Source organism: Flavobacterium sp. FG19, from assembly GCF_057809475.1.
In genome coordinates, this window is sequence record NZ_JBMDKA010000005.1 from 68,832 (window position 1) to 94,111 (window position 25,280).

General features: G+C 35.6%; 22 protein-coding genes. 16 read left to right on the top strand and 6 right to left on the bottom strand.

The genetic code is table 11. From position 1 onward, the window contains the following. Positions 1–143: 143 nt before the first annotated feature. On the top strand, positions 144–1,388 hold the full coding sequence (locus ACODST_RS07070) for an aminotransferase class I/II-fold pyridoxal phosphate-dependent enzyme (RefSeq protein ID WP_488931418.1): 1,245 nt from the start codon (positions 144–146) through the stop codon (positions 1,386–1,388). Positions 1,389–1,452: 64 nt separating this feature from the next. Here ACODST_RS07070 and ACODST_RS07075 read toward each other — a convergent pair whose 3' ends face one another. Beyond that, positions 1,453–2,547: a DUF695 domain-containing protein gene (locus ACODST_RS07075; protein ID WP_488931419.1), complete on the bottom strand. Its 1,095-nt coding sequence runs from the start codon at positions 2,545–2,547 to the stop codon at positions 1,453–1,455. 158 nt (positions 2,548–2,705) lie between these two features. Then, positions 2,706–4,631: an amino acid permease gene (locus ACODST_RS07080; protein WP_488931420.1), complete on the bottom strand. Its 1,926-nt coding sequence runs from the start codon at positions 4,629–4,631 to the stop codon at positions 2,706–2,708. A 441-nt stretch (positions 4,632–5,072) separates the two neighbouring features. Between ACODST_RS07080 and ACODST_RS07085 the strand changes: the two genes are divergently transcribed. Beyond that, complete coding sequence (locus ACODST_RS07085; RefSeq protein WP_488931421.1) at positions 5,073–7,232, top strand: S9 family peptidase; 2,160 nt, start codon at positions 5,073–5,075, stop codon at positions 7,230–7,232. 1,104 nt (positions 7,233–8,336) lie between these two features. On the opposite strand, the gene ACODST_RS07090 is transcribed toward ACODST_RS07085, so the two are convergent. Further along, positions 8,337–11,246, bottom strand: a complete 2,910-nt coding sequence (locus ACODST_RS07090) for an FAD-binding and (Fe-S)-binding domain-containing protein (RefSeq protein ID WP_488931422.1) — start codon at positions 11,244–11,246, stop codon at positions 8,337–8,339. A 230-nt stretch (positions 11,247–11,476) separates the two neighbouring features. Between ACODST_RS07090 and ACODST_RS07095 the strand changes: the two genes are divergently transcribed. Next, positions 11,477–12,373, top strand: coding sequence for a hypothetical protein (locus ACODST_RS07095; RefSeq protein WP_488931423.1), 897 nt, complete (start codon positions 11,477–11,479; stop codon positions 12,371–12,373). A 131-nt stretch (positions 12,374–12,504) separates the two neighbouring features. After that, positions 12,505–12,738: a hypothetical protein gene (locus tag ACODST_RS07100; RefSeq protein ID WP_488931424.1), complete on the top strand. Its 234-nt coding sequence runs from the start codon at positions 12,505–12,507 to the stop codon at positions 12,736–12,738. 117 nt (positions 12,739–12,855) lie between these two features. Here ACODST_RS07100 and ACODST_RS07105 read toward each other — a convergent pair whose 3' ends face one another. Genes ACODST_RS07105 through ACODST_RS07115 form a run of 3 tightly spaced genes read right to left on the bottom strand, consistent with a single transcriptional unit; the run spans position 12,856 to position 14,437 of the window. Next, positions 12,856–13,344: a hypothetical protein gene (locus ACODST_RS07105; protein WP_488931425.1), complete on the bottom strand. Its 489-nt coding sequence runs from the start codon at positions 13,342–13,344 to the stop codon at positions 12,856–12,858. Between the two features lie 46 nt (positions 13,345–13,390). Further along, positions 13,391–13,702: a hypothetical protein gene (locus tag ACODST_RS07110; RefSeq protein ID WP_488931426.1), complete on the bottom strand. Its 312-nt coding sequence runs from the start codon at positions 13,700–13,702 to the stop codon at positions 13,391–13,393. A 51-nt stretch (positions 13,703–13,753) separates the two neighbouring features. Further along, complete coding sequence (locus tag ACODST_RS07115) at positions 13,754–14,437, bottom strand: hypothetical protein (protein ID WP_488931427.1); 684 nt, start codon at positions 14,435–14,437, stop codon at positions 13,754–13,756. A 479-nt stretch (positions 14,438–14,916) separates the two neighbouring features. On the opposite strand from ACODST_RS07115, the gene ACODST_RS07120 reads away from it, so the two are divergent. From ACODST_RS07120 to ACODST_RS07175, 12 genes are all read left to right on the top strand, one after another. Next, positions 14,917–16,125, top strand: a complete 1,209-nt coding sequence (locus ACODST_RS07120) for an anhydro-N-acetylmuramic acid kinase (RefSeq protein ID WP_488931428.1) — start codon at positions 14,917–14,919, stop codon at positions 16,123–16,125. 248 nt (positions 16,126–16,373) lie between these two features. Beyond that, complete coding sequence (locus tag ACODST_RS07125; RefSeq protein WP_488931429.1) at positions 16,374–17,864, top strand: glycoside hydrolase family 10-like protein; 1,491 nt, start codon at positions 16,374–16,376, stop codon at positions 17,862–17,864. Then, complete coding sequence (locus ACODST_RS07130; RefSeq protein WP_488931430.1) at positions 17,851–19,122, top strand: MFS transporter; 1,272 nt, start codon at positions 17,851–17,853, stop codon at positions 19,120–19,122. The genes ACODST_RS07125 and ACODST_RS07130 overlap by 14 nt, the downstream gene beginning before the upstream one ends. Positions 19,123–19,143: 21 nt before the next feature. Beyond that, positions 19,144–19,485, top strand: coding sequence for a hypothetical protein (locus ACODST_RS07135; RefSeq protein WP_488931431.1), 342 nt, complete (start codon positions 19,144–19,146; stop codon positions 19,483–19,485). 37 nt (positions 19,486–19,522) lie between these two features. Then, positions 19,523–20,365: an XAC2610-related protein gene (locus tag ACODST_RS07140; protein ID WP_488931432.1), complete on the top strand. Its 843-nt coding sequence runs from the start codon at positions 19,523–19,525 to the stop codon at positions 20,363–20,365. Positions 20,366–20,377: 12 nt separating this feature from the next. Beyond that, entirely contained in the window at positions 20,378–20,827 is a 450-nt protein-coding gene (locus tag ACODST_RS07145; RefSeq protein WP_488931433.1) for a GNAT family N-acetyltransferase, read from the top strand. A 2-nt stretch (positions 20,828–20,829) separates the two neighbouring features. Beyond that, positions 20,830–22,455 carry a glycoside hydrolase family 3 protein gene (locus tag ACODST_RS07150; protein ID WP_488931434.1) on the top strand — a complete coding sequence of 542 codons (1,626 nt, stop codon included), beginning with the start codon at positions 20,830–20,832 and terminating at the stop codon, positions 22,453–22,455. Positions 22,456–22,566: 111 nt separating this feature from the next. Continuing rightward, positions 22,567–23,205: a peroxiredoxin gene (locus ACODST_RS07155; RefSeq protein WP_073416931.1), complete on the top strand. Its 639-nt coding sequence runs from the start codon at positions 22,567–22,569 to the stop codon at positions 23,203–23,205. 227 nt (positions 23,206–23,432) lie between these two features. Beyond that, a complete protein-coding gene (locus tag ACODST_RS07160) occupies positions 23,433–23,741 on the top strand; it encodes a thioredoxin family protein (RefSeq protein WP_488931435.1) in 309 nt (102 codons plus the stop codon). Positions 23,742–23,799: 58 nt separating this feature from the next. Next, positions 23,800–24,057, top strand: coding sequence for a DUF6952 family protein (locus ACODST_RS07165; protein WP_008462029.1), 258 nt, complete (start codon positions 23,800–23,802; stop codon positions 24,055–24,057). A gap of 334 nt (positions 24,058–24,391) precedes the next feature. Continuing rightward, the gene (tpx, locus tag ACODST_RS07170; RefSeq protein ID WP_488931436.1) at positions 24,392–24,889 is read left to right on the top strand and encodes a thiol peroxidase; all 498 of its coding nucleotides are present in this window, start codon (positions 24,392–24,394) and stop codon (positions 24,887–24,889) included. Positions 24,890–24,902: 13 nt separating this feature from the next. Continuing rightward, positions 24,903–25,277, top strand: coding sequence for a diacylglycerol kinase family protein (locus tag ACODST_RS07175; protein WP_095931756.1), 375 nt, complete (start codon positions 24,903–24,905; stop codon positions 25,275–25,277). Positions 25,278–25,280: the final 3 nt, after the last annotated feature.

Here is a 25,280-nt window from a genome sequence, read left to right on the forward strand (position 1 = left end):
CTTTTATGGTCTCGTTTTTTTCTAACGAGACCATAAAAGATATAGCGGATAGCAGGAAACAGCTTCTAAAAATTTATATGAAAACACAGGTTCATGGTCAAACAACTTGAAACCTGAAACTTGAAACAAAAAAACTAACTACTATGAAAAATTTCAACCCAGCAGACAAAATTCAGGATTTACAATACTTTGGCGAATTTGGCGGTGTGAATCCGTCGATCTCTGATTCTTCGACCTATACTTTTCTTTCGGCGAAAACCATGTTTGACACTTTTGAGGGCAATATGGAAGGCTGTTATTTGTATTCCCGTCATTCTTCGCCTAGTAATTTGTATTTAGATCAGGCTTTGGCGGCGATGGAAGGAACAGAAACAGCAAATGTTTCGGCTTCAGGGATGGGCGCGATTACACCTACTCTATTGCAATTGTGCGGTGCGGGAGATCATATTGTTTCGAGCAGAACTATTTACGGCGGCACTTATGCATTCCTGAAAAATTTCACACCAAGATTCGGTATTGAAACGACTTTTGTAGATATTACAAAACTGGATATTGTGGAGTCTGCAATTACGCCTAAAACAAAAGTTTTGTATTGCGAAACGGTTAGTAATCCACTTTTAGAAGTAGCTGATATTGCCGGCCTGGCTAAAATTGCTAAAAAGCATAATTTGAAACTGGTTGTCGACAATACTTTTTCGCCTCTGTCGGTTTCTCCAGCAAAACTGGGCGCTGATATTGTAATCCACAGTTTGACGAAATACATTAACGGGAGCAGCGATACTGTTGGCGGTGTGACTTGTGCTTCGAAAGAATTTATTAATTCGCTAAAAAACGTCAATTCAGGCGCCAGCATGCTTTTAGGACCAACAATGGACAGTTTACGTTCTGCAAGCGTAATGAAAAACCTCAGAACACTTCATATCCGAATTAAACAACACAGTCATAATGCGCATTTTCTGGCGGATATGTTTGAACAGGACGGCTTAAAAACGGTTTATCCGGGATTAAAAAGTCACCCGAGTCACGAATTGTACAAAACGATGATTAATCCTGAATATGGTTTTGGAGGAATGCTGACAATTGATGTGGGTTCTTTGGAAAAAGCAAATGAATTAATGGAATTAATGCAGGAACGAAATCTGGGGTATCTGGCGGTAAGTTTAGGTTTTTATAAAACACTTTTCAGCGCACCGGGAACTTCGACTTCTAGTGAGATTCCGCTAGAAGAACAAAAAGAAATGGGACTGACTGATGGTTTGATTCGTTTTTCTATCGGACTGGACAATGATATCCAGCGAACTTATGAAATGATGAAACAGTGTATGATTGAAGTTGGTGTTTTAAATTCCACACAGATTCGTAAGGAAGTTTATACAGAGATACACTAAATTTTTGTTTGCCGCGAATTCACGAATTAAATAATAAAAATTCGTGAATTCGCGGCCTATAAAACTACCTCGGCTCAAAATGCCGGAACGTCTGCCAGTATTTGTCTTTGTAGATTTCGTAGCTTATATCAAAAACACCGCTGTATTTTTTTATTAATTCGTCAGCTGCTTTCGTTGGTTTTCTAAAATCTTTACAGGTAAAAAATAATTCTCTTTTATTATCTGCCGTTTCTCTCCCCAGATTTAAAAATCCTTCAAAGTCTGGTAAAACACTTATTAGTTCTTCTTCGATTTCATCGAGCAGTTTATACATTTTTTCATCCGGAAGCCCGCCATTATCACAGTCATCAAAAGGAATTGCTACAATAAAAACCCAGGGATGTGATGCTTTTTTATCCCAATTCAAAAGTGTAGTATTCATTAAAGATAAAACTAAAGCTCCATCTTTTCTTTTTCCCTCATAATTAGCATAACCATCGTTTTCGGTGTTATGCCTTGTACCTTCGTATTTCTCAACAAACTCTTTTTCTCTCCAGATTAAATAGTCTTTTAATTTTTCTATCGGAATTAATTCTTCTTCGTTATTTTCTTTTCCTGTAACGGTAAGGTTATCGATCAGGGTAACAGAATGAAGTTCTCCTAAATAGTTATCCAAAAAGATATAAACTCCATTTGTTATTAAAGCCTTTTTTTCTTCTGTAAAATCATCATAAACAATGGTCAGGTCAATTTCGTCAGGATAGCTTTTATGTATTTTAGAATAAAACGTTACATTGTCTTTATTAAAATCAAAGTTCTCATAGCTAATACTTACATCTTTAATATCTGAAGCCGGTTTAAGAGCAGTAAATTTCCAGCCGTTAATTTGAGGCGCTCCCTTCACCAATTCTTCTATCGCATAAATGTTTTTAATTACTCCGTCTGGTGTAAGAATTAATTCAGCAGTCTGATCATCAAACATTCCGGTTAGAAAATAAATTCCTTCATGAATTTCATCCAGTTTTGGTGCCAATTTATCGAAAAAATCTTTATGGATAGTATCTCCTGTCTGAACCGTTTTAAAAAACTCTTTTTCATGTTTTAGAAACCAATTCCAGAAATCATTACACGATTGTATTGGCGTCTCTTTTTTACCCAGTATTTTATCCAGAAAACTCATGTATTGTTTATTAATTTTAATTTATTACCGGGAGCAAACTTAAGGAAAATGATTTTAAAAATATAAGAATAATTTTATAAAAAAATCAAAAATACAAAAAGCCGTTCTGAGTACTTCAGAACGGCTTTTCGGTATCATTTATAGCTCTTAATTTATAACTAAACTACATTAAGCTTACTATTTTTTCTACTGTAAGTAAAATAAATTATCAATCCGATTATCAGCCAAATCGTAAAATAAATCCAGTTCCATACACTTAATTCGGCCATCATATACAAACAGCAGATTAATCCTAAAAGCGGAATTAAAGAAAGATTTTTTCTAAATGCCCAAACGGCTAATCCAACCAAAACGAATAAGAAAATCCACATAGGTATTTTGTGTTTAAATAAACCAAAACCCGACTCATATTTGGCAGATTCGGCAATTGGAAGGCCTTTTACAACCTCAGCATATTTGGCATCGTCGTCCTGATATTGTCCTAATAAATGTTCTAGATCTGAAGTTTCAGCAGTTTTATTATTTACTTCGATACTTTCTAAATACTTGAAAACTTTTTCAGATTCTGACTTATCTAAAGAAGTAACAATCGAAGTAGCATCATAAATCTGCGGTTCGTTATTGATAAATGCCATGGTAGCTTTACTGTTGAAGGCAAATGCATAATACAATCCGGCAATCATTAATACTGGCAGAATGAATTTTGAATTGATATAAGGTGTCTTGAATTTTCCTCTTGGAATTTCAGGTTTGTTCTGTAATACCAAAACTCCGGCGCAAACCAGGACAAAGGCAAATAAAGTTCCGATACTGCATAAATCAGTTACCATGGTCAGGTTCAGAAACAAAGCCGGAACTGCTACCACAAAACCGGTTACAATAGTGGCAAATGAAGGCGTTTTGAATTTTGGGTGTACGGTAGAGAATTTCTTTGGCAGTAAACCGTCACGGCTCATACTCATCCAGATACGAGGCTGTCCCATCTGGAAAACCAGTAAAACACTTGCCATTGCTACTACGGCACTCACAGCAATAATACCTGACATCCATTTTAAGTCTAATTTATCAAAAACAAAGGCAAGAGGATCTCCCACATTTAATTCGTGATATTGTACCATTCCGGTTAAAACCAACGCTATGGCGATATATAAAAGTGTACAGATAATAATCGCCCACATCATTCCTCTTGGTAAATCACGCTGCGGATTTTTACATTCTTCGGCTGTTGTCGAAATGGCGTCAAAACCAATATAAGCGAAGAAAACTGCAGAAACTCCTTTTAAAACGCCTCCTACTCCATTTGGCGCAAAAGGATTCCAGTTCGCTGTATCTACATAAAATATACCTACCGCAATTACCAAAAGCACCACACAAAGTTTTACCACTACCATTAAGTTACTGGCATTTCGGGATTCTTTCATTCCTCTGTATACCAAAGCTGTAATCAGGATAATAATAAACAATGCCGGTAAATCGGTTACAAAGTGAAAAGAACCAAAAGTAGGTGCTGTTGTCCAGGCCGTATGTGCCTGCTGTAAAGCCACACTTAGGTTTTCGAAAGATTTCCCTCCTCGCATTAAAGCTTCGGCATCTTTAAATCCGTTAGAAGCAGTTAAATAATCCATCTGAATCCATTGCGGTAAATGAATGCCGCCGCTCTGGAGCAGTCCGGTAAAATAATCACTCCACGATATGGCAACCGTTATGTTCCCTACGGCATATTCCATAATCAAAGCCCAGCCAATAATCCAGGCAATTAATTCTCCAAAAGCTACATACGAATACGTATACGCACTTCCCGAAACCGGAACCATCGACGCAAATTCAGCATAAGCAAAGGCTGCAAAACTACAGGCCAGAGCCGTAAATAAGAATAAGAAAATAACAGCGGGCCCTCCGTCTGCACTGGCTTTTCCAATCGTACTAAAGATCCCTGCCCCAACAATAGCTGCTATTCCGAAAGCCGTTAAATCTCTGGTCGTTAAATGTTTTCCTAATGCATTATGACCGTCTGTTTCGTTCTGTGCCACCTGCTTCAGGATATCCTGTACTGTTTTCTTTCGGAATAAACTTGAAAATGCCATATATGTTTTACTGTTATAAATTAATTTAATTCAGTTCTTTTTGTTTTATTTTGCAAATAATGCAAATTTTATCGTTAAATCAAATTTATAAAACGATTTTGTTTCTTCGATAATTTTTATCATCAAAAATTAGAGAATAAAGTATATCAAAACTGCAGTCAAATTCACTCTTTTTTTTAAGAGAACAGAATAAAAACTATAAAATAAAAGCAGTCAGTAATTCCAAAAAAAGATAATATACGTTTACTTCATGGTAATATAAACGCACCCAAAAACCTCCGTCTCTATTATTTTTATAAAATTCTATTTCGTCTTTGATGGCAAAAAACCTGTGTTTCAGGGATAAAATCTTTTACATATAAAAACAGCAATAAAATACAGATAATTCTTAGATTTACCATTCTAACCGCAATGCTTAATTATGATCAAAACCTTTATATTATGAAGAAACTCCTTTTACTATTTTTATTAATCTCTTCCAGCATTTTTGCCCAGGAAAGCATTGACATTACGCAGTTAAACTGGCTGCCGGACTCACATCTGTTTTGGGTTAATGATCAGGGCAGTATTGTGGTATATGATGCCGATAAACTAACTCAAAAAAATACTATCCTGACAGCAGATCAATTAAAAAATTCCGGTTTTTCAGGAGAAATAGAACAATTGGTCTGGAACGAAAATAAAACCAAAGTACTGGTTTATACCAATTCTAAAAAAGTATGGAGAGCCAATACTAAAGGAGATTACTGGTATTTCGATTTAAAAACCGGAAAAGGAAGACAATTAGGAAACAATCTCCAAAAATCATCTTTAATGTTTGCCAAGTTTTCAAACGATAATGAAAATGTGGCTTACGTTTCTAAACACAATATTTATCTGGAAAATCTAAATTCCGGAAAAATAACGCCTTTAACCACAGACGGGACCGATAAAATTATCAACGGAACTTTTGACTGGGTGTACGAAGAGGAACTTGCTGCACGTGACGGTTTCAGATGGAGCCCTGACGGGAAAAGCATTGCATTCTGGCGTGTAGATGCATCAAACACAAAATTCCATTTAATGATCAATAATACAGATGCACTTTATCCTTTTACTATTCCGGTTGAATATCCTAAAGCCGGAGAAAAACCTTCCTCTGTAAAAATCGGCGTAATTGATATTGCTTCCTTACAAACCAACTGGCTGAATATTCCGGGAGAACCAGACAATAATTATTTAGTCCGAATGCAATGGACTAACAATCAAAATGTGATGGTTGTGCAATTAAACAGAAACCAAAATCAGGTTTCCTTCTATAAATGCGACACCAAATCCGGAAAAGCCGATTTATTGTACCAGGAAAAATCAGATGCCTGGATCGATGTATTTGATATTTCCTCAGGAGAATATGATACTTTTCCCTGCCAGTTTGTAGATAACGGAAAAGCTTTTTTATGGAGTTCAGATGCTGATGGCTGGATGCACGTTTACAAAATCAGCAGTGATGGAAAAAAGAAAGAATTAATTACAACCGAAAATTTTGATGCTTATTACAAAGCTTATAATCCGGACACAAAATCGATTTATTTTATAGCAAGTCCAAAAGATGCAACACAGCGCTATTTGTACGAAACCAATCTGAATACCAAAAAAACAAAACGGGTTACCCCAAAAGAATTTGAAGGCACAAATGAATACCGTTTTTCTCCAGACGGAAAATATGCTATGCATACTAATTCTAATATCAATCGTGATTATAACAATCGTTTAGTCGCACTCTCAGGTCATAAAAAAATATACCCGGCTGCTCCCGATTCTTTTACTGCTCCAACACGTAATTATACCCTGGAGAAATTTAAAGTTAAAACGGTTGACGGCATAGAAGTAGACGGAATCATGGCTAAACCTTTGAATTTTGATCCTTCAAAAAAATATCCTGTCTTTTTTTATGTGTACGGAGAACCTGTTGCATCTGTAGCCAATGATGAGCCGGTTTTTCATCCTGTGATTACCGCACTTGTTCCAGAAGGTTACATTGGAATAGCCATGGATAATCGCGGAACTCCTCTAATGAAAGGTACAAAATGGAGAAAATCGATTTATAAAAACATCGGGATTATCAATACACATGATCAGGCTATGGCAGCTAAAGAGGTTTTAAAATGGAACTTTATAGATGCTGACAGAGTAGCTGTTCATGGCTGGAGCGGTGGAGGTGCTGTAACCTTAAATTTAATGTTTCAGCATCCGGAAATTTACAAAACCGGAATAGCGGTTGCCGCTGTTAGCGACCAGCATTTTTATGACAATATTTACACAGAAAGATACATGGGATTACCAGACGAAAACGAAGCTGCTTATGAAAAGGCTTCTCCGGTAACTCATGCCAAAAATCTGAAAGGGAATTTGTTATACATTCACGGAACCGGCGACGATAATGTACATTACAAAAACGCAGAAGTTTTAATTAATGAATTAGTCAAATACGATAAAATGTTTGATTTAATGATTTATCCAAATCGTTCTCACAGTATTTCTGAAGGCGAAGGAACCAGAAAACATCTTTTTGATACTTTTATCAAATACATAAAAGAGAAATCTCCTCCGGGAGCTAAATAATCGAGAGCCTTTATTCTGTAAGCCTTATTGTATAAAAACGATAAGGCTTACTTATTTTAGCCACAGATTAAAATGATTAACAGCTATTTTTTTATTTCTATCTAAAATTAAAATCTGCCTAAATCCGCAGAATCTGCGTAAAATAATAAATCTTGTTTATATGTTTCTCCCGCAGATTTGGCAGATTGAACAGATTCTTATTGCAGCCAAATGATTGACACAGATCTTTTATATTAAAATCTTAAAAATCTGCTGAATTTGGATAAAACAAAAAACATCTATTCTGCCACGGATTAAAATGATTAACACAGATTATTCAATATTTATTTCACGCCGATTTAAAAAGATTTAAGCAGATAAACGCAGATTTTTTTATTTCTAATCTAAAATAAAATCTGCCTAAATGTGCAAAATCTGCGTGAAATAATAAATCTTGTTTATATATTTCTCTCGCAGATTTGGCAGATCAGGCGGATTCTTACCGCACAAAAAAATTGACACAGATCTTTTATTAAAATCTTAAAAATATGCTCAATCTGTAGAATCTGCGAGAAACAAAAAGTATCTATTCTGCCACGGATTAAAATGATTAACACAGATTATTAAATATTTATTTCACGCTGATTTAAAAGATTTAAGCAGATAAGCGCAGATTTTTTTATTTCTAATCTAAAATAAAATCTGTCTAAATCTGCCAAATCTGCGTGAAATAATAAATCTTGTTTATATATTTCTCCCGCAGATTTGGCAGATTGAACAGATTCTTATTGCTGCCAAACGATTGAAGCAGATCTTTTATATTAAAATTTTAAAAATTTGCTGAATTTAGGAAAAACAAAAGACCTCTACTCTGCCACAGATTAACTGATTAACACAGATTAAAAAACGTAATACATTCTTCAAAAATCCTAATAATCCTTTTAATCTGCGGCAAACCTTTTTTTATCTTTGCGAACTTTGCGTAAACCTTTGTGAACTTTGCGGTTAAATCTTACTCCTGCCAGTTTCTAAAAATACTAAGCAAATGCACAACGTTAAATCACATCTTATTAAATTAGTGTAATCAGCGCAAAGTATAGTTCGTGTAATCCGTGTAATTCGCGGCTAACTTTTTAAACAGCTTCTCAAAATACTCACGGGATGCTGGGCTTCCCGTTTGGTTCCATCGTAAATCTGGTGGCGGCAGCTCGTTCCTGCTGCGGCAATTTTTACGTTTTGGGCGGTGTTTCGCACTTTTGGAAAAAGCGTGTCCTCTCCCATCTGCATACTCACTTTATAATGTTCTTTTTCATAACCAAAAGATCCTGCCATTCCGCAGCAGCCCGAATTGTAAATCGTAACCGTAGTATTTTTAGGAAGGTTCAGCATGGCAAAAGTTGCTTCAACAGAACTCAGTGATTTTTGATGACAGTGTCCGTGGATTTTAATTTCTTTGGTTTCTTCAGAGAATGAATCCGGTGTTATTTTTCCGTCGATGATTTCTTTTTTAAAGAATTCTTCAATCGTGAATGCATTTTGAGATAGTTTTTCTGCAGCTTCTTTATCATCGGCTAAACGAAGATATTCATCCCTGAAAGTCAGAATCGCCGAAGGTTCAATTCCAACTAATGGTGCATTCGCCAGGACCAAATCTTTAAAAACAGTTACGTTGTGATTCGCTATCTTTTTTGCTTCTTCCAAAAATCCTTTCGAAAGATAGGTTCTGCCGCTTTCTTCATGATCAACCACCAAAACCTGATAACCTAATTTAGTCAGTAATTCAAAAGCATCAATTCCGATATTTACATCATAATAATTCGTGAATTCATCTACAAACAAATACAATCTTCCATTTGGAAAATCTGTTTCAGCAGGTTTATGATGGGCATGCCATTTTCTAAACGTCTTTTTTGCCAGTAACGGAACCTGTCTTTCGGGAGCAATTCCCATTGATTTTTTAACCAGGGACTGATTCGAAATAAAATTCGTAACCGACGGGAATATACTTCCCATTTTATTCAGTCTGGCGTTATTGGCAAAAATCTTGTTTCGGGTCGAAAATCCGTTCGCTTTTTGGTATTGGTATAAAAATTCTGCTTTTAGAGTGGCAACGTCTACGTTACTGGGACATTCGCTCGCACAGGCTTTACAGCTTACGCACAACTCAAAAACTTCGTATAATTCTTTCTGGTCAAACTTGTTTTCTTTTTCAGAATACGTCAAATATTCCCGTAATGCATTCGCTCTCGCACGGGTCGTTTCTTTCTCATTTCTCGTTGCACGATAACTCGGACACATCGCTCCGCCTGCTGATGGCATTTTTCGGCAGTCACCGGAACCGTTGCATTTTTCGGCAGCGCGCAAAATGCCTAAACTATCTGAAAAATCCTGAAACGTTTTAATATCCGGTTCTATCCTTCCTGAAATTACACGATGGTTTTCGTCCATTTTCAGGGCATTGACAATCTTCCCGATATTGAGAACCGAATTAGGGTCAAATGCCAGTTTAATTCGTTTGAGCAGTTCATAATTTTTCTCACCAATCATAAACGGAATAAACTCGCCTCGTACAATTCCGTCACCGTGTTCACCACTTAACGACCCTCTGTATTTTTTTACCAGATGCGCTACTTCGGTCGCAATGGTCCTGAATAATTTTAAATCAGATGTTTTCTTCAGATTCAAAACCGGACGCAGGTGCAGCTCTCCCGCACCGGCATGTGCGTAATAAATCGCTTCCTGTCCGTGGCTTAACATCATGGCCGAAAATTCTGCAATGTAAGCCGGTAAATCGCTTAATTCAACTGCTGTATCTTCAATAGAATCAGCTGCTTTATCATCGCCTACAATACTTCCTAAAAGTCCCAGTCCGGCTTTTCGCAGTTCGTTGGCTTTATCAATATCCGGTCCGTAAATTTTAACGCTCGCATATCCAAAATGATGTTTTTCCAAATCGGCGATTAAAGCATCGGCTTGTTTTTCGGCATCTTCCAGTGTATGCGATGCGACTTCAAAAAGCATAATGGCTTTGGGTTCGCCCACCAGAAAGAAACGGTTTTTAATATGTTCCCTATTGGTTTTGGTACAATCCAAAATCGTGTCATCGATCATTTCACAGGTGTACAAATGGTGTTTCATCGCCACTACAACAGATTCCAGCGATTCCTGAATCGTATGATAATGTGCCACAACCATAATGTTATGTACCGGCGGTAAATCATCGACTTTTAAAGTAATCTCGGTTGTAAAAGCCAGGGTTCCTTCGCTTCCGCAAAGCAGTTTCCCAAGATTGATTGTGGGTTCTGTTCCGCCAAATAATTCTGATTTTAACAGAATATCAACGGCGTAACCCGTATTTCGTCTGTGAATTTCCGGTTTCGGAAACTCTTTTATAATTTCTTCCTGGTTTTCTTTTACCGAAAGTTCATCGTAAACGCTTTTGTAGATTTTATTTTCCAGCGAATCACCCTTTGTTTTTTCGATAAATTCTGCTGATGTGAGTTCGCCAAAAGCTACTTCGGTTCCGTCACTTAAAATCGCTTTTACTTCCACAATTTTATCACGGGTCACGCCATAACGAATCGAAGTCGTTCCGGATGAATTATTGCCCACCATTCCACCAATCATGGCACGATTTGAAGTCGATGTCACGGGAGAGAAAAATACGCCGTAAGGTTTTAAAAATAAATTCAGTTCGTCTCGAATCACACCCGGCTGAACTGTAACCGTTTTTTTCCCGGCATCATAACCTATTATTTTGGTAAAATGTTTGGAAACATCTACCACCAGTCCGTCGCCAACGGCTTGTCCGGCCAGCGAAGTTCCCGCTGTTCTGGGCGTAACCGAAATATGATGCTGAGCCGCAAAACGAATTAATCTGCTGATATCTTCCTTTGTTTTAGGCAAAGCGACTGCATTCGGACGAATCCGGTACACCGATGCATCTGTCGAATAAAGTGTTTTATGAAGATCATCATATAAAAGTGTGCCTTCTAATGATGCTGATAATTCCTGCAGCTCTTTGAGTATTGACATTCCAGACTAAATTTATTGCCTACAAAAATAGTTTTTTTTAAGCTACAGCCATTCAAAGAAACAAAGGTTCTGAGGTTTTCTTTTTGGGATCCGGGATTTAAAAAAACCGAAATTTTAATTGGGGCAATCTACTTCTATACCGTAATATCTTATACAATTCATTTCTTTTTCCTTCTTTTTTTGAAAAATAACTATTTATATTTAGCCTTAAATTCTTTTAAAAATATAAAATGGCTACAGACGGAGTAAAAATAATCGATGGCGATTTAGCACGTGACACTTACGGACAAATAATGGATTTGTATGATAGTGAAGCCAGTATCGAAACGATTCAAAAAGAACTGCCTTTTATAAAAGAAGATTACGGAGAAGAATCTGATTTCTATCACGAAATTTTTGTCACTGCCTACGCCCTTGCTTTTTGGGAAATTGGAGAAATGACAGAGAAAATTCTGGAAGAAGTAAAACGGGTTATCGATTTGAAGGCCGGAGTTAATCTCTGGACAAATGAATGCGATGTTAACGAAGGAAAGAAACGCCAGAAAGAACTTGATAAACTTTTAAAAAAAATAAGCCAGCCTAATTTAAAAATCAGAAAAAGAAAGAAATTCAGAATCATTAAAAATCTTTATTTCCAACCCGATGACTTACTGGCTTTTCAACTTTCAGACCAAAATTATTATGCTGTAATTTGTGCCAAAGTAACGCAGCAGCGCGGACAATGCACTTACGATCTGGTTGCTACAACTTATAAAGGAAAAGATAAACCAACGGTAGAAACCTTAAAGTCCTGTTTTATTGCCGGGCGAAAAATTGGATCAGGTTTTGACTGGAGAATAACTCTGGAACAGCAGCCCAATGTTGATGAAATATGGGAATATGTTAATCAGGATAATTTTTTCTTTGGGCTTCCCTATCATTTGGTTACACATAAAAATATTATTTCCTTTAAAGAAAAATTTGAAGTTGTGGGAAAACTAAAAATTAAAGAAAGTTTTAAAAAAGACGGAGGTTATGGCTATGAGTCTTCATTTGATCGATTTGAAAGCATCTTTAGTGACCTTGATAATCATTTTAATACATTTCGAGTGCAAAAATATCCTGTAACTTTACTTTGTGAATTTTAAAAACATATTATTTTTCTTATTTTAAAATCGTTATTTACTATATTTGTTTTTCTTAAACTACGACATTAAGGATTTTATAAAACTGCTTTTGTTATAAATAGCAAGGGCTTAATTCATCAAACTGTCTAGTTATGAGCACTAACAAACTCTCCAAAGAAGCCGAAAACAGGCTAATTACTTTCTTTAATCAAACCGTACCTCCGGAACAAATGGCAAAAGCCATACGACAGGTCAATTTTGTACTGGCTTTAAGTCTTATTCGGGAACACGAAACCCCGCAGCAGGAAATAACCAAATTAGAAAAAAGCTTTTACTGGCTCAATGAACTGGCTGAAATTTTAAATCCTTATTTGGAGTTGGAGTAGAATTTTAAAAGCAAACCCTTGGTTTTTGAAATCGAGGGTTCTCTTTTAGTAAATGATAAACTTTGTGGGCTATGAGTTTGATTTCTCGTTCCTCGAAAGGACAAACAGTACTAATAATTATCCACGTTCTTCTAAAAAACGTTCAAAACTTAATTCTTTATAAGGAGCTTCAATTTTAAACCAATGTAATTTCTCTTCGTTTTGTATCCATTCGTTAAAAACTTCATTTGCATTATCATCTCTATACCAATGAACTCCTTTTTTTAAAATAAAATCATCAAATAGTATTTCATCAATGCGATAAATATCACTATCAAAATTCATTAATTCGAGAATGTTTTTTTCAAAATTTAGAACTCTTTCATAATAAATCTTATGATTTAAAAATTGACTATATTTAATAGACAGCCAAATGAAATTAACTTTTCCTTCAAAATAAATTGTAATCCCTTCGTTTGCTATATTCCCTTCAAAAACGTTAAATTCAAATCCTTCATCTGAATCCATTTTATAAAAGATAGAACCCCTAAATTTTTCAATATTATGCTTAATAATATCATATAATTCAGAATCATTTCTATTTATTTTATACAATATTAAATGCATAATTCAGATTTAAAATAAGTTCCCATTCCTTTATTTTGAAAATAAATTAATAATGTACGGACAAACTATTGTTATTTCTCATAAAAATAAAAAACGCCACAATCAAAAGCACACAAAAAACAAGCGATCCGGATCGTAAAAGTTTGTTCATTTGGTTTGGAATTTCAAAAGTGAGTGCAAACAAATAGAAGAAAAGGCCAACAATAAAGAGGACAAAAGTGGTGACGATCATATAAATTTTGCCTTCGCCAATAAGACTTTGGTTAAGCCTGAAAATCTCATCAATCATGAAAAAGAAAAAAATAACAAACCAAAGCCAGTATAAAAACTGGAAAATATACGCTAATGTTGATTTCATACTTTATTTGAATAAGATTTAGGGAGAAAATCAGGAAATAATAGGCAATATTTACTCTACAATGATTTTGTCGATTTTAGCTCCAAAAACAGAATTTTTAATTATGGATAAAGATTCGTTTATATACTCTTTGGCTATTTGAACACTATTTTCAGAATGGGCCTGAAAATCAAGTACAATACTATTGTCTTTAAAGTCTGAAACATAAACGTTTTTGTCTCTTTTAAAAATGGTTAGTATTTCAGTTTCTTCTTCAGGATTCCATTTTTCTTTTCCTTCAAATGTAATGACCAGATCTGGAAAATTAGTGTAGTTAATTTCCAGTTCAAACGAATTATTTAAATTGTCCGTTTTTTTAGGCTTTTTATATTTTATGTACTGTTTTAATTCTTCAGTTGGAAAATCGGAGCAAAAATAAAAATCAATTTTTCCTTCGACATTCTGTTTATGCATTTCAAGCTTGTTTTCAAAAAAATCAGACTTCCAGCAAATGGTTATTTGTCTTGAACGGGAATCAGGACTGATAATTTCAGCATTACCAAAAACATAATTATCCTTTTCCCTAATTTCTATTTCCTGCATTCCCAGAAATAAATTGTAAAAATATTTATCAAAAAGATTCTCATATTCCAGTTTCTTTATAAGTCGTTCTCCTAATTGTTTCGCTAACTCTTTTTTAAAACTTTCTGAAAACCCATACTCCTCTTGATTATAATAAGAAACCCAATCTTCCATCCAATATTTTTTAAATTAATCTTTAAATCGTTACTTTTTTCCAAAAATCCTGGTATTCAAATCCTGTTCATTCACCATATCATTCATGAACTGAGTGATCAAAAGATCATCAGTAAATAAGTAATTGCATGGCAAATGGCTATGGTTCGAAATTTAATTCGGTCTGGAAACAAATATATAAAAACAGCGGTAAGTTTTATTGATAGTCTATTCTTTTGTTGAAACACCTGTAAACACAGTCTTTAAAGCCGAATTAAAACAAACAGGAACTATAGCTTTTAAAATGGAATAACGCTTAAAACAAAATCAAGATTTTACACACAGCATCTATTTGCTGAAACGAGTACACACCAAAAACGATACTTCTATACGTTTGGAACCACTTAAGCGTAAATAATTTTTAAGGTTTACTTATATTTACATACAAAATAATCCCATTTTAGCGTTAACAAAGCATTTTTTTAAGATCAGGATAATAAATGAATAAAAACATAAGCGCCCTTTACAAAATCGCTCAAAAAGACACCCGAAAAATACTGGGTTTAATGTCCGGTACTTCGCTGGACGGACTCGATTTGGCACTTTGTGAAATTACAGGCGAAGGCAGTGATACAGTTGTAAAAATCGAACAATTTGAAACGATCGATTATAACGACGATATTAAAACGGAAATACGAAAAGTGTTTGCACAGAAAACCATCGATTTTCAACATTTGGTTGTTTTAAACGAATGGATTGCAGATTTACATGCCGGAATGATAAACGATTGTCTTGCAAAATGGAATATTCCGGCTGCCGAAGTGGATTTAATCGCTTCGCATGGACAAACGGTTCTGCATGCACCCAAATTTTTACATCAGCAGGAAAAATTCCCAAATGCCACTTTACAGATTGGCGACGGCGATCATATTGCGGTAAAAACCGGAATTATCACTTTATCCGATTTCAGACAGAAACATGTTGCTGCCGGCGGCGAAGGCGCACCTTTGGCCGTTTATGGCGATTATTTATTGTTCAGTAAAAATGGCGAAAACCGAATCATGCTGAACATGGGCGGCATAGCCAATTTTACCTACTTACCTGCTTCACAAAACGCCGGCGACGTTTTTGTAACCGATACGGGAACTGCCAATACGCTGATTGATATTTTTACCAAACAGTTTTTCCCTGAAAAAAGCTTCGATAAAGATGCCGAAATCGCTAAAAAAGGAACTGTAAATCCAGCACTTTTAAACGAACTGAAAAGCAATCCCTTCTTTAAAAAAAGCTTCCCAAAAACGATTGGACAGGAATTGTTCAATCATGAATTTGTGAATTCGGCTTTGGTTAAATTGGGTTTACAGAACATTTCGGCACCAGATTTGCTGGCGACTTTAACACGCCTGAGCGCCGAAACGATTGCCGAAGCGGTTTTGTTTGTCGTAGAAAATACTAAAACGCCAATCGAAGAGTTTACAGTGTATATGTCCGGCGGCGGCGCACGAAACCCATTATTGGTGAACTGGTTACAGGAATTACTATCGTGTAAGTTTGAAAAAAGTGACGTTCTGGGAATATCAGGCGATGCAAAAGAAGCCGTTTTGTTTGCGGTTTTAGCCAATGAAACTGTAGCAGGAGGAAATTATAATTTTGGTTCCCAAAAAGGAATTCCGTCTGTAACCATGGGGAAAATTTCGTTTCCGGATTAAAAAATCAGCCACAAATTCACAAATTTATTGATAATCTCTGCGAATAATATAGTATTAAACGAATTATACGGATTGATTATGTTCAAACATTAAAAAAATAATTCGTGAATTCGTGGCAGAAAAAAAATTAAACCTATTTTTGGTTCTTGTTAAAATAAACATTTGAAATGCATAAAAATCAGCACTTACTATACTCTTTCATACTTTTATTCTGCTTTGGATGGAAATCTCTGTCACAGGAAAAAATAATGCATCCCAAAAATGAATTTAGAGGAGTGTGGATTGCGACCGTAGTAAATATCGACTGGCCAAAAACTGCCGCAGATATTGTCGAAAAAGAAAAAGCAGATTATTTAGAGATTTTAAATGCCTATAAAAAATTAAACTACAACGCGGTTATCGTTCAGATCAGAACTGCCGGTGATGCTTTTTATCCGTCAGAATTGGCGCCCTGGTCCCGTTTCCTGACAGGAAAAGAAGGCGTGGCCCCGAATCCGTATTACGATGCACTGGCCTGGATGATCGAAGAAGCCCATAACAGAGGTTTTGAATTTCATGCGTGGCTGAACCCATATCGCGCCACTTTTGATTTAAATAAAAACCTTTTAAATCCAAATCATGATATTTTCAAACATCCGGAATGGATGATTGAATACGGCGGCAAATATTATTATGATCCTGCCTTACCTGAGGTACAGTCCCATTTAACCAAAGTGGTAAAAGAAGTCGTTGATAAATATGATATTGATGCCATTCATTTTGATGATTATTTTTATCCCTATGCCGTTCCCGGAAAAGTATTTAACGACACGGCTTCTTACAGAAAATACGGAACAGGTTTAAGTCTTGCCGACTGGCGCCGGGCGAACGTAAGCAACTTTGTACACAAAATCTCAACTACTATAAAAGCCAGTAAACCCTGGGTACAGTTCGGAATTAGTCCGTTTGGGGTTTGGCGGAATAAATCGCAGGATTCGAGAGGTTCTGAAACACAATCGACTTCTAATTACGACGATTTATATGCCGATCCGGTTTTATGGATGGACCAAAAATGGATCGATTATATCCTGCCGCAATTGTACTGGAGTATGAACAATCCTAGAGCTTCTTATTCGAAACTGGTAAAATGGTGGTCAGAGAACTCTAACAATACTGCTATTTATATTGGTCATGCTTCTTATAAAATCAGGGGCGACGGCGATAAAAGCTGGAATTTTGCCATGGAAATCCCAAATCAGGTAGATTTTGCCAGAAGTTTCAAAAATGTTTCCGGAAGTGCTTATTTCAGCGCCAAATGGTTTATGGATAAAAATTTCGATGTGGTGCGCCTTTTACAGGATAATCAATATAAATATCCGGCCATTCCGGCAGCAGTTCCGAATTTAAAACGTATTATAATCGATAATCCGGTTTTTACTGAATTTGAAAAAGACAGTTTAAAATATACTTTTAGTATTAAAAGCCCGCTTAATACCAAAGTACGTTATATCGTGATTTACGGCGGCGAACATGTTTCAAAAGTGAATACGAATGATGCGACGAAAATAATTGACAAGGTAAGGGCTGTTGAAAAAGACGGTGTCATTTCATTTTCGATTCCGGCCGAAAAAATCAGAATGTACAAAGCTTGTGCTGTGACATTTATTGACTATTTTGCAAACGAAAGCACACCCGCTGCTGCCGATATAAAAAAGAATTTTAAAATCTATTCACCTGCCCAGCCTAATGAAGACAGATAACAAACCCTGGTTCTGGATCCCGCTTCTGAACTTTGCGTCCGGACTGCCATACGCCGTAATTATTTCCGTTTCGGTAATTATGTACAAAAATTTGGGGATCTCCAATGAAGATATCGGCGTTTACACCAGTTTGTTATATCTGCCGTGGGTAATCAAACCGCTTTGGAGTCCGTTTATAGAATTAACGGGAACCAAAAGAAAATGGTTTTTATCTATGCAGCTGCTCATTTCGATCGCCTTTTTATTAGTTGGATTTACAATCCCGACCAATGGCTTTTTTATGATGACACTGGCTATTTTTTGGGTTGCTGCTTTTGCTTCGGCATCCAATGATATTGCCAGCGACGGTTTTTATTTATTGGTTTTACCCGAAAATCAGCAGTCATTTTTCCTGGGGATCAGAAGCACTTTTTACCGCCTTTCCTTATTAGCAGGAAACGGGTTAATTGTGCTTTTTGCCGGTTATCTGGAACATAAATATGGTGATAATACCAAAGCCTGGTCCTATACCATGATTGCGGTAGGTTTATTAATGACTTTTATTACGATTTACAATTTCTTTTTTACACCAAAAAATGAAATCAATATAGCAAAAAACAATAAAGAGGTACATCATCAAAATTTCGGAACCATCTTTATCAGTTTCTTTAAGAAAAAACAAATTGGATTAGTTCTGGCTTTTATCCTGGTTTTCAGATTAGGAGAATCGCAATTGCTTAAAATGCTGAGCCCGTTTTTGCTGGACAAAAAAGAACTGGGCGGAATGGCTTTAGATACCGAAGCTGTTGGAATTATCTATGGAACCTGTGGTGTCGCTGCCTTAACAATTGGCGGAATTCTGGGCGGTATTGCTATCTCAAGACAAGGTCTTACCAAATGGATGTTTCCTATGTTTCTGGCGATGCACCTGCCTATTATTGGTTTTATTTTATTAGCATTTTTTCACCCCGCATCAATTTATTACATTTATGCCGTTGTAATTTTAGAACAATTTGGTTACGGATTTGGTTTTACGGCCTTTATGATGTATTTGATTCATGTGGCCGAGGGAGAATCCAAAACAGCACATTATGCACTGGCAACCGGATTTATGGCATTAGGAATGATGCTTCCGGGAATGTTAAGCGGTTATATACAGCAATATTTAGGCTATCAGAACTTCTTTATCTGGGTTTTAATAGCTACGATTCCAGGTCTTATTTTATCACGTTTTTTAATTTTCCCGAAAGATTTTGGGAAAAAATCCGAAGAAGTTTAACCCCAAATCAAACTCTTACATATGGAAATCAATGAAAATCTGCAGGTCGAACGCAACCTGAAAGGAGCTGAGTTCGAAAAAACCGGAAATCTTGAAAAAGCTATTGAGTTATATGAAGAAAATGTTGCAGAAGGCTTTAAAGGAAACCACCCTTATGACCGACTGGCTACGATTTACAAAAACCAAAACGATCTCGACAATGAAATCAGGGTTTTAGAAAAAGCGATCGTGGTCTATGAAGAAATCACTGTAGAAGACCGGCTCGAAGGACTTCCTAAACTTTTTCGCTTTAAAAACCGACTGGAAAAAGCTCTGGAAACCAAAAAGCAGCTTGCCAAACAAAAGAAAACAAAACTGAAATAAAAAAACTCAATTCTATTTTTAATCTCTTTGTAACCGCATGACACTAAAACTAAAGCTATTGTCAACAGCTGCGATTTTGCTGCTGGTATTTTCATGCGGCCAACCGAATAAAAAGAAAGGATCCGATCAGGAAAAACTGGTACAAACCGAAAAAGAGGAAGAAATTGAAGAAAAAACGGAAGATGACAGTTTAGAGCTTGAAAAAGTCTTATCTGATGCTTTAAAAATTGCTGAACAAAACAGCCACAAGAATACATTTCAAAAAAAAATTACCATTTCGTCCGGACTTGAAGTCGAACTAAATCTGGATCATCATTTCACAAAAGACTATCAGCATTTAATTATTCACAGATACGGCTCCTACGGAGTTTACATTGATATTTATTCAAAAGCCGATCGTAAATTTGAAAAGGTTATCTCCTATGAGATAGAGAACATTACCTATCGCAATGATACCATCAGGGATATTAACGGAGACGGATTAAAAGATTTTGTTGTAGAATGGTACGGTGCAATTGGCTGCTGTTTAAAAGCTTTCAGCGATGTTTATCTCTTAAAAAAGGATAAAAAAACATTTTCAAAACAATTTGAATTTATCAATCCTACCTTTTCTCCACAGGAAAAAATAATAAGAGGTGTCGCATACGGACACGCAGGGTACACTAATATGTACAAATACCAGTGGAATGGCGAAGCAGTAGATACCTTAGAGTCTGTAACGTATGAAATAATCAACGAAATTGAGAAAACGGGAAAAGTACTTGTCTCCAAAAACAATCCGGCTACGAATAAAGAAACAGTCGAAAAACGAAACACTGTACCTATTGAATATACTACAATTGAAGGTTATGACTGGTTTACCGGAAAAGGTTATCAATAATAAAACAAGAAAATGACTAACTTAAAACGAACTAATTCTGATGATCCGGATTTTATAAAGCTCGTAGCTTTGTTAGATCAGGAATTGGCCATTCGGGATGGAGACGATCATGCTTTTTACAATCAGTATAATAAAACTGATAAAATAAAACATACGATCGTTTATTACGAAAACGACATTCCTGCCGGCTGCGGTGCTTTTAGGGAAAAAGAAAGCGGTACAACCGAAATCAAAAGAATGTTCGTTCATCCTGACCATCGCAAAAAAGGAATTGCTTCTGCCATTTTAAAAGAACTTGAAATCTGGGCCAAAGAAGTTGGTTATACCTATACCATCTTGGAAACTGGAAAAAACCAGCCGGAAGCCATCAGCCTATATCAAAAATTACATTACACCATAATTCCCAATTATCCGCCTTATGAAGAGATGGATAATAGTGTCTGCATGAAAAAGACTTTATAATAATGAAAATTACAGCCGAAGCATTACGACAAAGAATAGGACAATTCTTTTTTCCAGCCGTATTTATTAACGATACAGAAGAAAATATTCAGGAAACCGAACGTTTAATCAAAGAACACAATATTGGCGGACTGACCTTTTTTCACAGTCGTGCAAGTGCGGCAACCAATTATGAAAGCAAGAAAAAAGTTGTTTTTAACGATGACAGCTACGAAAAAATTAAAGCTTTAATCGTTCGTTACCAAAAAGCCGCTTCTACTCCCCTTTTAATCAGTATTGATGCCGAATGGGGATTGGCTATGCGTATCGAAAAAACACCGCAATATCCGTATGCGATTACCCTTGGTGCTTTACCAGAAAACAAATCAAATCTGGTTTACAAAACTGGAAAACAAATTGGTTTAGATTTAAAAGCAGCCGGAATTCAGTATAATTTATCGCCTTTGGCAGACATCAATAACAATCCAAATAATCCCGTTATTGGGTATCGCTCCTTTGGTGAAAACAAACAAAAAGTAGCCGATTTTTCAGTTGAATATTTAAAAGGAATGTCAGAAGCTGGCGTTTTAGGATGCCTGAAACATTTTCCAGGGCATGGAAATACAAACGTCGATTCGCATTTGGGATTACCGGTTTTAAAGGAAACTTTAGAAGAATTAATGGAAAACGAATTATATCCTTTCGTTAAAGGAATTGAAAACAATGTCGATTCAATTATGATCGGGCATTTGGCAGTTCCGAGTTTAAATGAGGGAAAAGATACTTCTGCAACTTTATCAAAAGCCGTTATTCAGGATCTTTTGCGTGATAAATTAGGGTATGACGGTTTAGTAATTTCTGATGCATTGAACATGCACAGCGTTTCTAAACTGTATGAAACCAAAGGCCAATTAGAATGGGAAGCTTTCAACGCTGGAAATGATGTTTTATGTTTTGCCGAAAATGTTCCTGAAGGAATTGAAGCAATTTATAAAAATGCTTCACCGGACCGTATTTTCGAAAGTTACAACCGAATCATGAAAGCCAAAGAAAAAGCCGGAATTCTTTCCGGAAACACAGTGGCTTCAGGCGAATTAGATTTCGAAAAAACATCAAAAATAAATTTAGAAATTGCTCAAAATGCGATTACAACGATTATTGATAATTCAAGTTCAGAATTAGCATTTGAAGCTCAGAAAAACAACAAATTAGCCAAAATCAGCTTATATAAAAATACTGAAAACACATTCTTTAAAACTTTAAATTCCGAATTACCTTCTCCAGAATTTGCTTTTGAAAATTTAGAAGTTTCAGAGATTTCATCTATCAAAAAAGAATTAGAAAATTTTGAAACTATTTTAATTTCATTATTTGTTCCAAAGGCAAAACCGCTCAACAATTTTGAAATTGACAATGAAGTTTTAGAATTGCTTTCTGATTTACTTCAAACCAAAAAATGTATCGTTTACGTTTTCGGAAATCCATATTCTTTACCCTTAATTCCGAATCTGAACAAGGCTTCAGGACTAGTTCAGGCCTATCAGGATTTTGAAGAATTTCAAAAAACAGCAGGAATTTATTTTCTAGAAAAAATTCCTTTTAAGGGCACACTTCCAGTAAACATTGAAATTCAACAAGTTAAATACTAAAATAGTCAAAATTTATTAACTTATAAGTTTTTATAATCACATCTTATTGTAAGAACATATAGTTATACCCTACTTTTGCACCAAATAAATTTTTAACGTAAAACGAATATTATGTCTTTAGTAGGAAAAAAATTCCCAAGTATTGCAGTAGATGCTATCTCAGAAATGGGTGACAATTTAAAAATCAACATTTTTGAAGAAGCAGTAAACAACAATAAAAAAGTACTTTTATTTTGGTACCCAAAAGATTTTACTTTTGTATGTCCAACTGAATTACACGCCTTTCAAGCTGCATTACCAGAATTTGAAAAAAGAAATACTATCGTAATTGGTGCTTCTTGTGATACAAACGAAGTTCACTTTGCCTGGTTAAACACGCCAAAAAACAATGGTGGAATTGAAGGTGTTACTTACCCAATCTTAGCAGATACAAACCGTAACTTAGCTAACATTTTAGGTATTCTTGATATCGAATCTACAAGCTACAGCGAAGATACTGATTCAGTTATCATTGAAGGTTCAAACGTAACTTACAGAGCTACTTACCTAATTGACGAAACTGGAAAAATCTTCCACGAAAGCGTAAACGATATGCCATTAGGACGTAATGTAAACGAATACTTAAGAATGGTTGACGCTTACACTCATATCCAGACTAAAGGTGAAGTTTGTCCTGCAAACTGGGAAGCTGGTAAAGAAGCTATGACAGCTGACAGAAACAGTACTGCTGAATACTTAAGCGCTAATTAAGCCGCTAAGATACTAAGGTTCTAAGATTCTAAGTTTTTTTCAGCTTAACTTTTGAATCTTAGATACAATTCTACAATAAAAGTCAAGAGATTCTAAGATTAAACTTAGATCTTAGAATCTCGATGACTTAAAAAATCTATCAAATAAATCCACACAAAGTTATTCGGTTCGAGAGCAAACTTAGCCTCTTAGAACCTTAGCAACTTAGTGCCTTAAAAATAAAAATTATGTTAATCGACTTAAACGAAGATACGTTAGCAGATTTAGTTGCTAAAAACGAAAAAGTAGTAGTGCAGTATTCAGCTTCATGGTGTGGAAACTGCCGTATTATGAAACCAAAATTCAAAAAACTAGCAGCAGAAAATGACGCTATCACTTTTGTTTTGGTTGATGCAGAAAATGCTCCTGAATCCAGAAAATTAGCTAATGTGAGCAACCTGCCAACATTTGCTACTTTCGTAAACGGACAATTAGTTGGTGAAACGCAAACTAACAAACAAGAAGTTTTAATCGATCTTGTAAACGCAATTGCTTAATTGATAATTGACTTTGTCAAAACTAAACATTTTGATAAAACACTTAAAACTCCACAACATGAAATTACCAGTAATAAAGCATTTAACACAATTCATCGAAGAAAACGATCAGGATTATATCATTGAAACAATTGAAGTTCTGGAAGCTATGACCGAAATCCCTTCTCTTAAAGACGAAGAACTGGATGTGATTGGCGAATTGATCTCCAATATGTACGGTGCCCTTGAAGTACAAAAATTAGTTGCTCAGGGAACTGATAAAAAAGAAGCATTAAATACGTTTATGAAACGTGTTTTGGGTTCCATTGATAAATAAGCAGGCCTCTTTTTTCAAACAAAAAATAAAAAAAACATGACTGAAGCGTTTCTGGATAAGAGACGCTTTTTTTATAATGGTAAATGATACACGGATGACACGGATTTGCTTACGCAAAAACACAGATTGAAACGGATTTTTTGATTTATGACTAAAGAAAAAAATCCGTTTCAATCCGCGACTTCACGAAGTGAATCTATGCCGTCTGCGTCCAATTTATACACAAACCTAAATACAAATCCAGCTTCTTAATCTCTCCTTAAAGCCTTAACAAATACTTTTAGATTCAAATATTAATCCTTACTTTTGAACCTCATTAATTTAAACAAAAATCATGGCTACAATCACATTAGGAGGAAATCCGGTTCATACATCAGGTGAATTACCAACAGTTGGATCTAAACTTGCTGACTTCAAATTAGTACAAAACGATTTATCGGTGGCTTCATTAAGCACTTTTGCCGGTAAAAAATTAGTTTTAAATATTTTCCCAAGCGTTGACACAGGAACTTGTGCCGCTTCTGTTAGAAAATTCAACGAAAGTGCCAGCGGATTAGAAAACACTACTGTTTTATGTATCTCAAGAGATTTACCTTTTGCACAAAAACGTTTCTGCGGTGCCGAAGGTTTAGAAAACGTAGTTAACTTATCTGATTTTCAGGAAGGTTCTTTTGGTAAAGCAAACGGTTTAGAAATCATTGACGGACCTTTGGCTGGTTTACACTCAAGAGTTATTATTGTAGTGGATGCTGATGGTACAATCAAACATACAGAACAAGTTGCTGAAATTGCAAACGAACCAAATTACGAAGCCGCTTTAGCAGCACTATAATATTTTCCGTTAAATGGAGTTTCAAAAAGATAATACCTTTGTTACAGGCCGGTTAAAAAGCATGACATATGCTTTTAACGGGGCTGTAAAATTAATTAAAACAGAACACAGCATTATGGTTCAATTCTCATTGGGAATTATCATGACCATTGCCGGGTTCTATTTTCATATTTCACAAACCGAATGGCTATGTCAGACCTTAGCCATTGGTTTGGTTTTAAGCATTGAAGGATTAAATACAGCGGTTGAAAAAATCGCCGATTTTATCCATCCTGATTACAGTAAACGAATCGGGTTCATTAAAGATATTGCTGCCGGAGCGGTATTTTTTGCCGCCATGACCGCAATAGCAATTGGTTTGATTATTTATATTCCAAAATTTATATAGGCA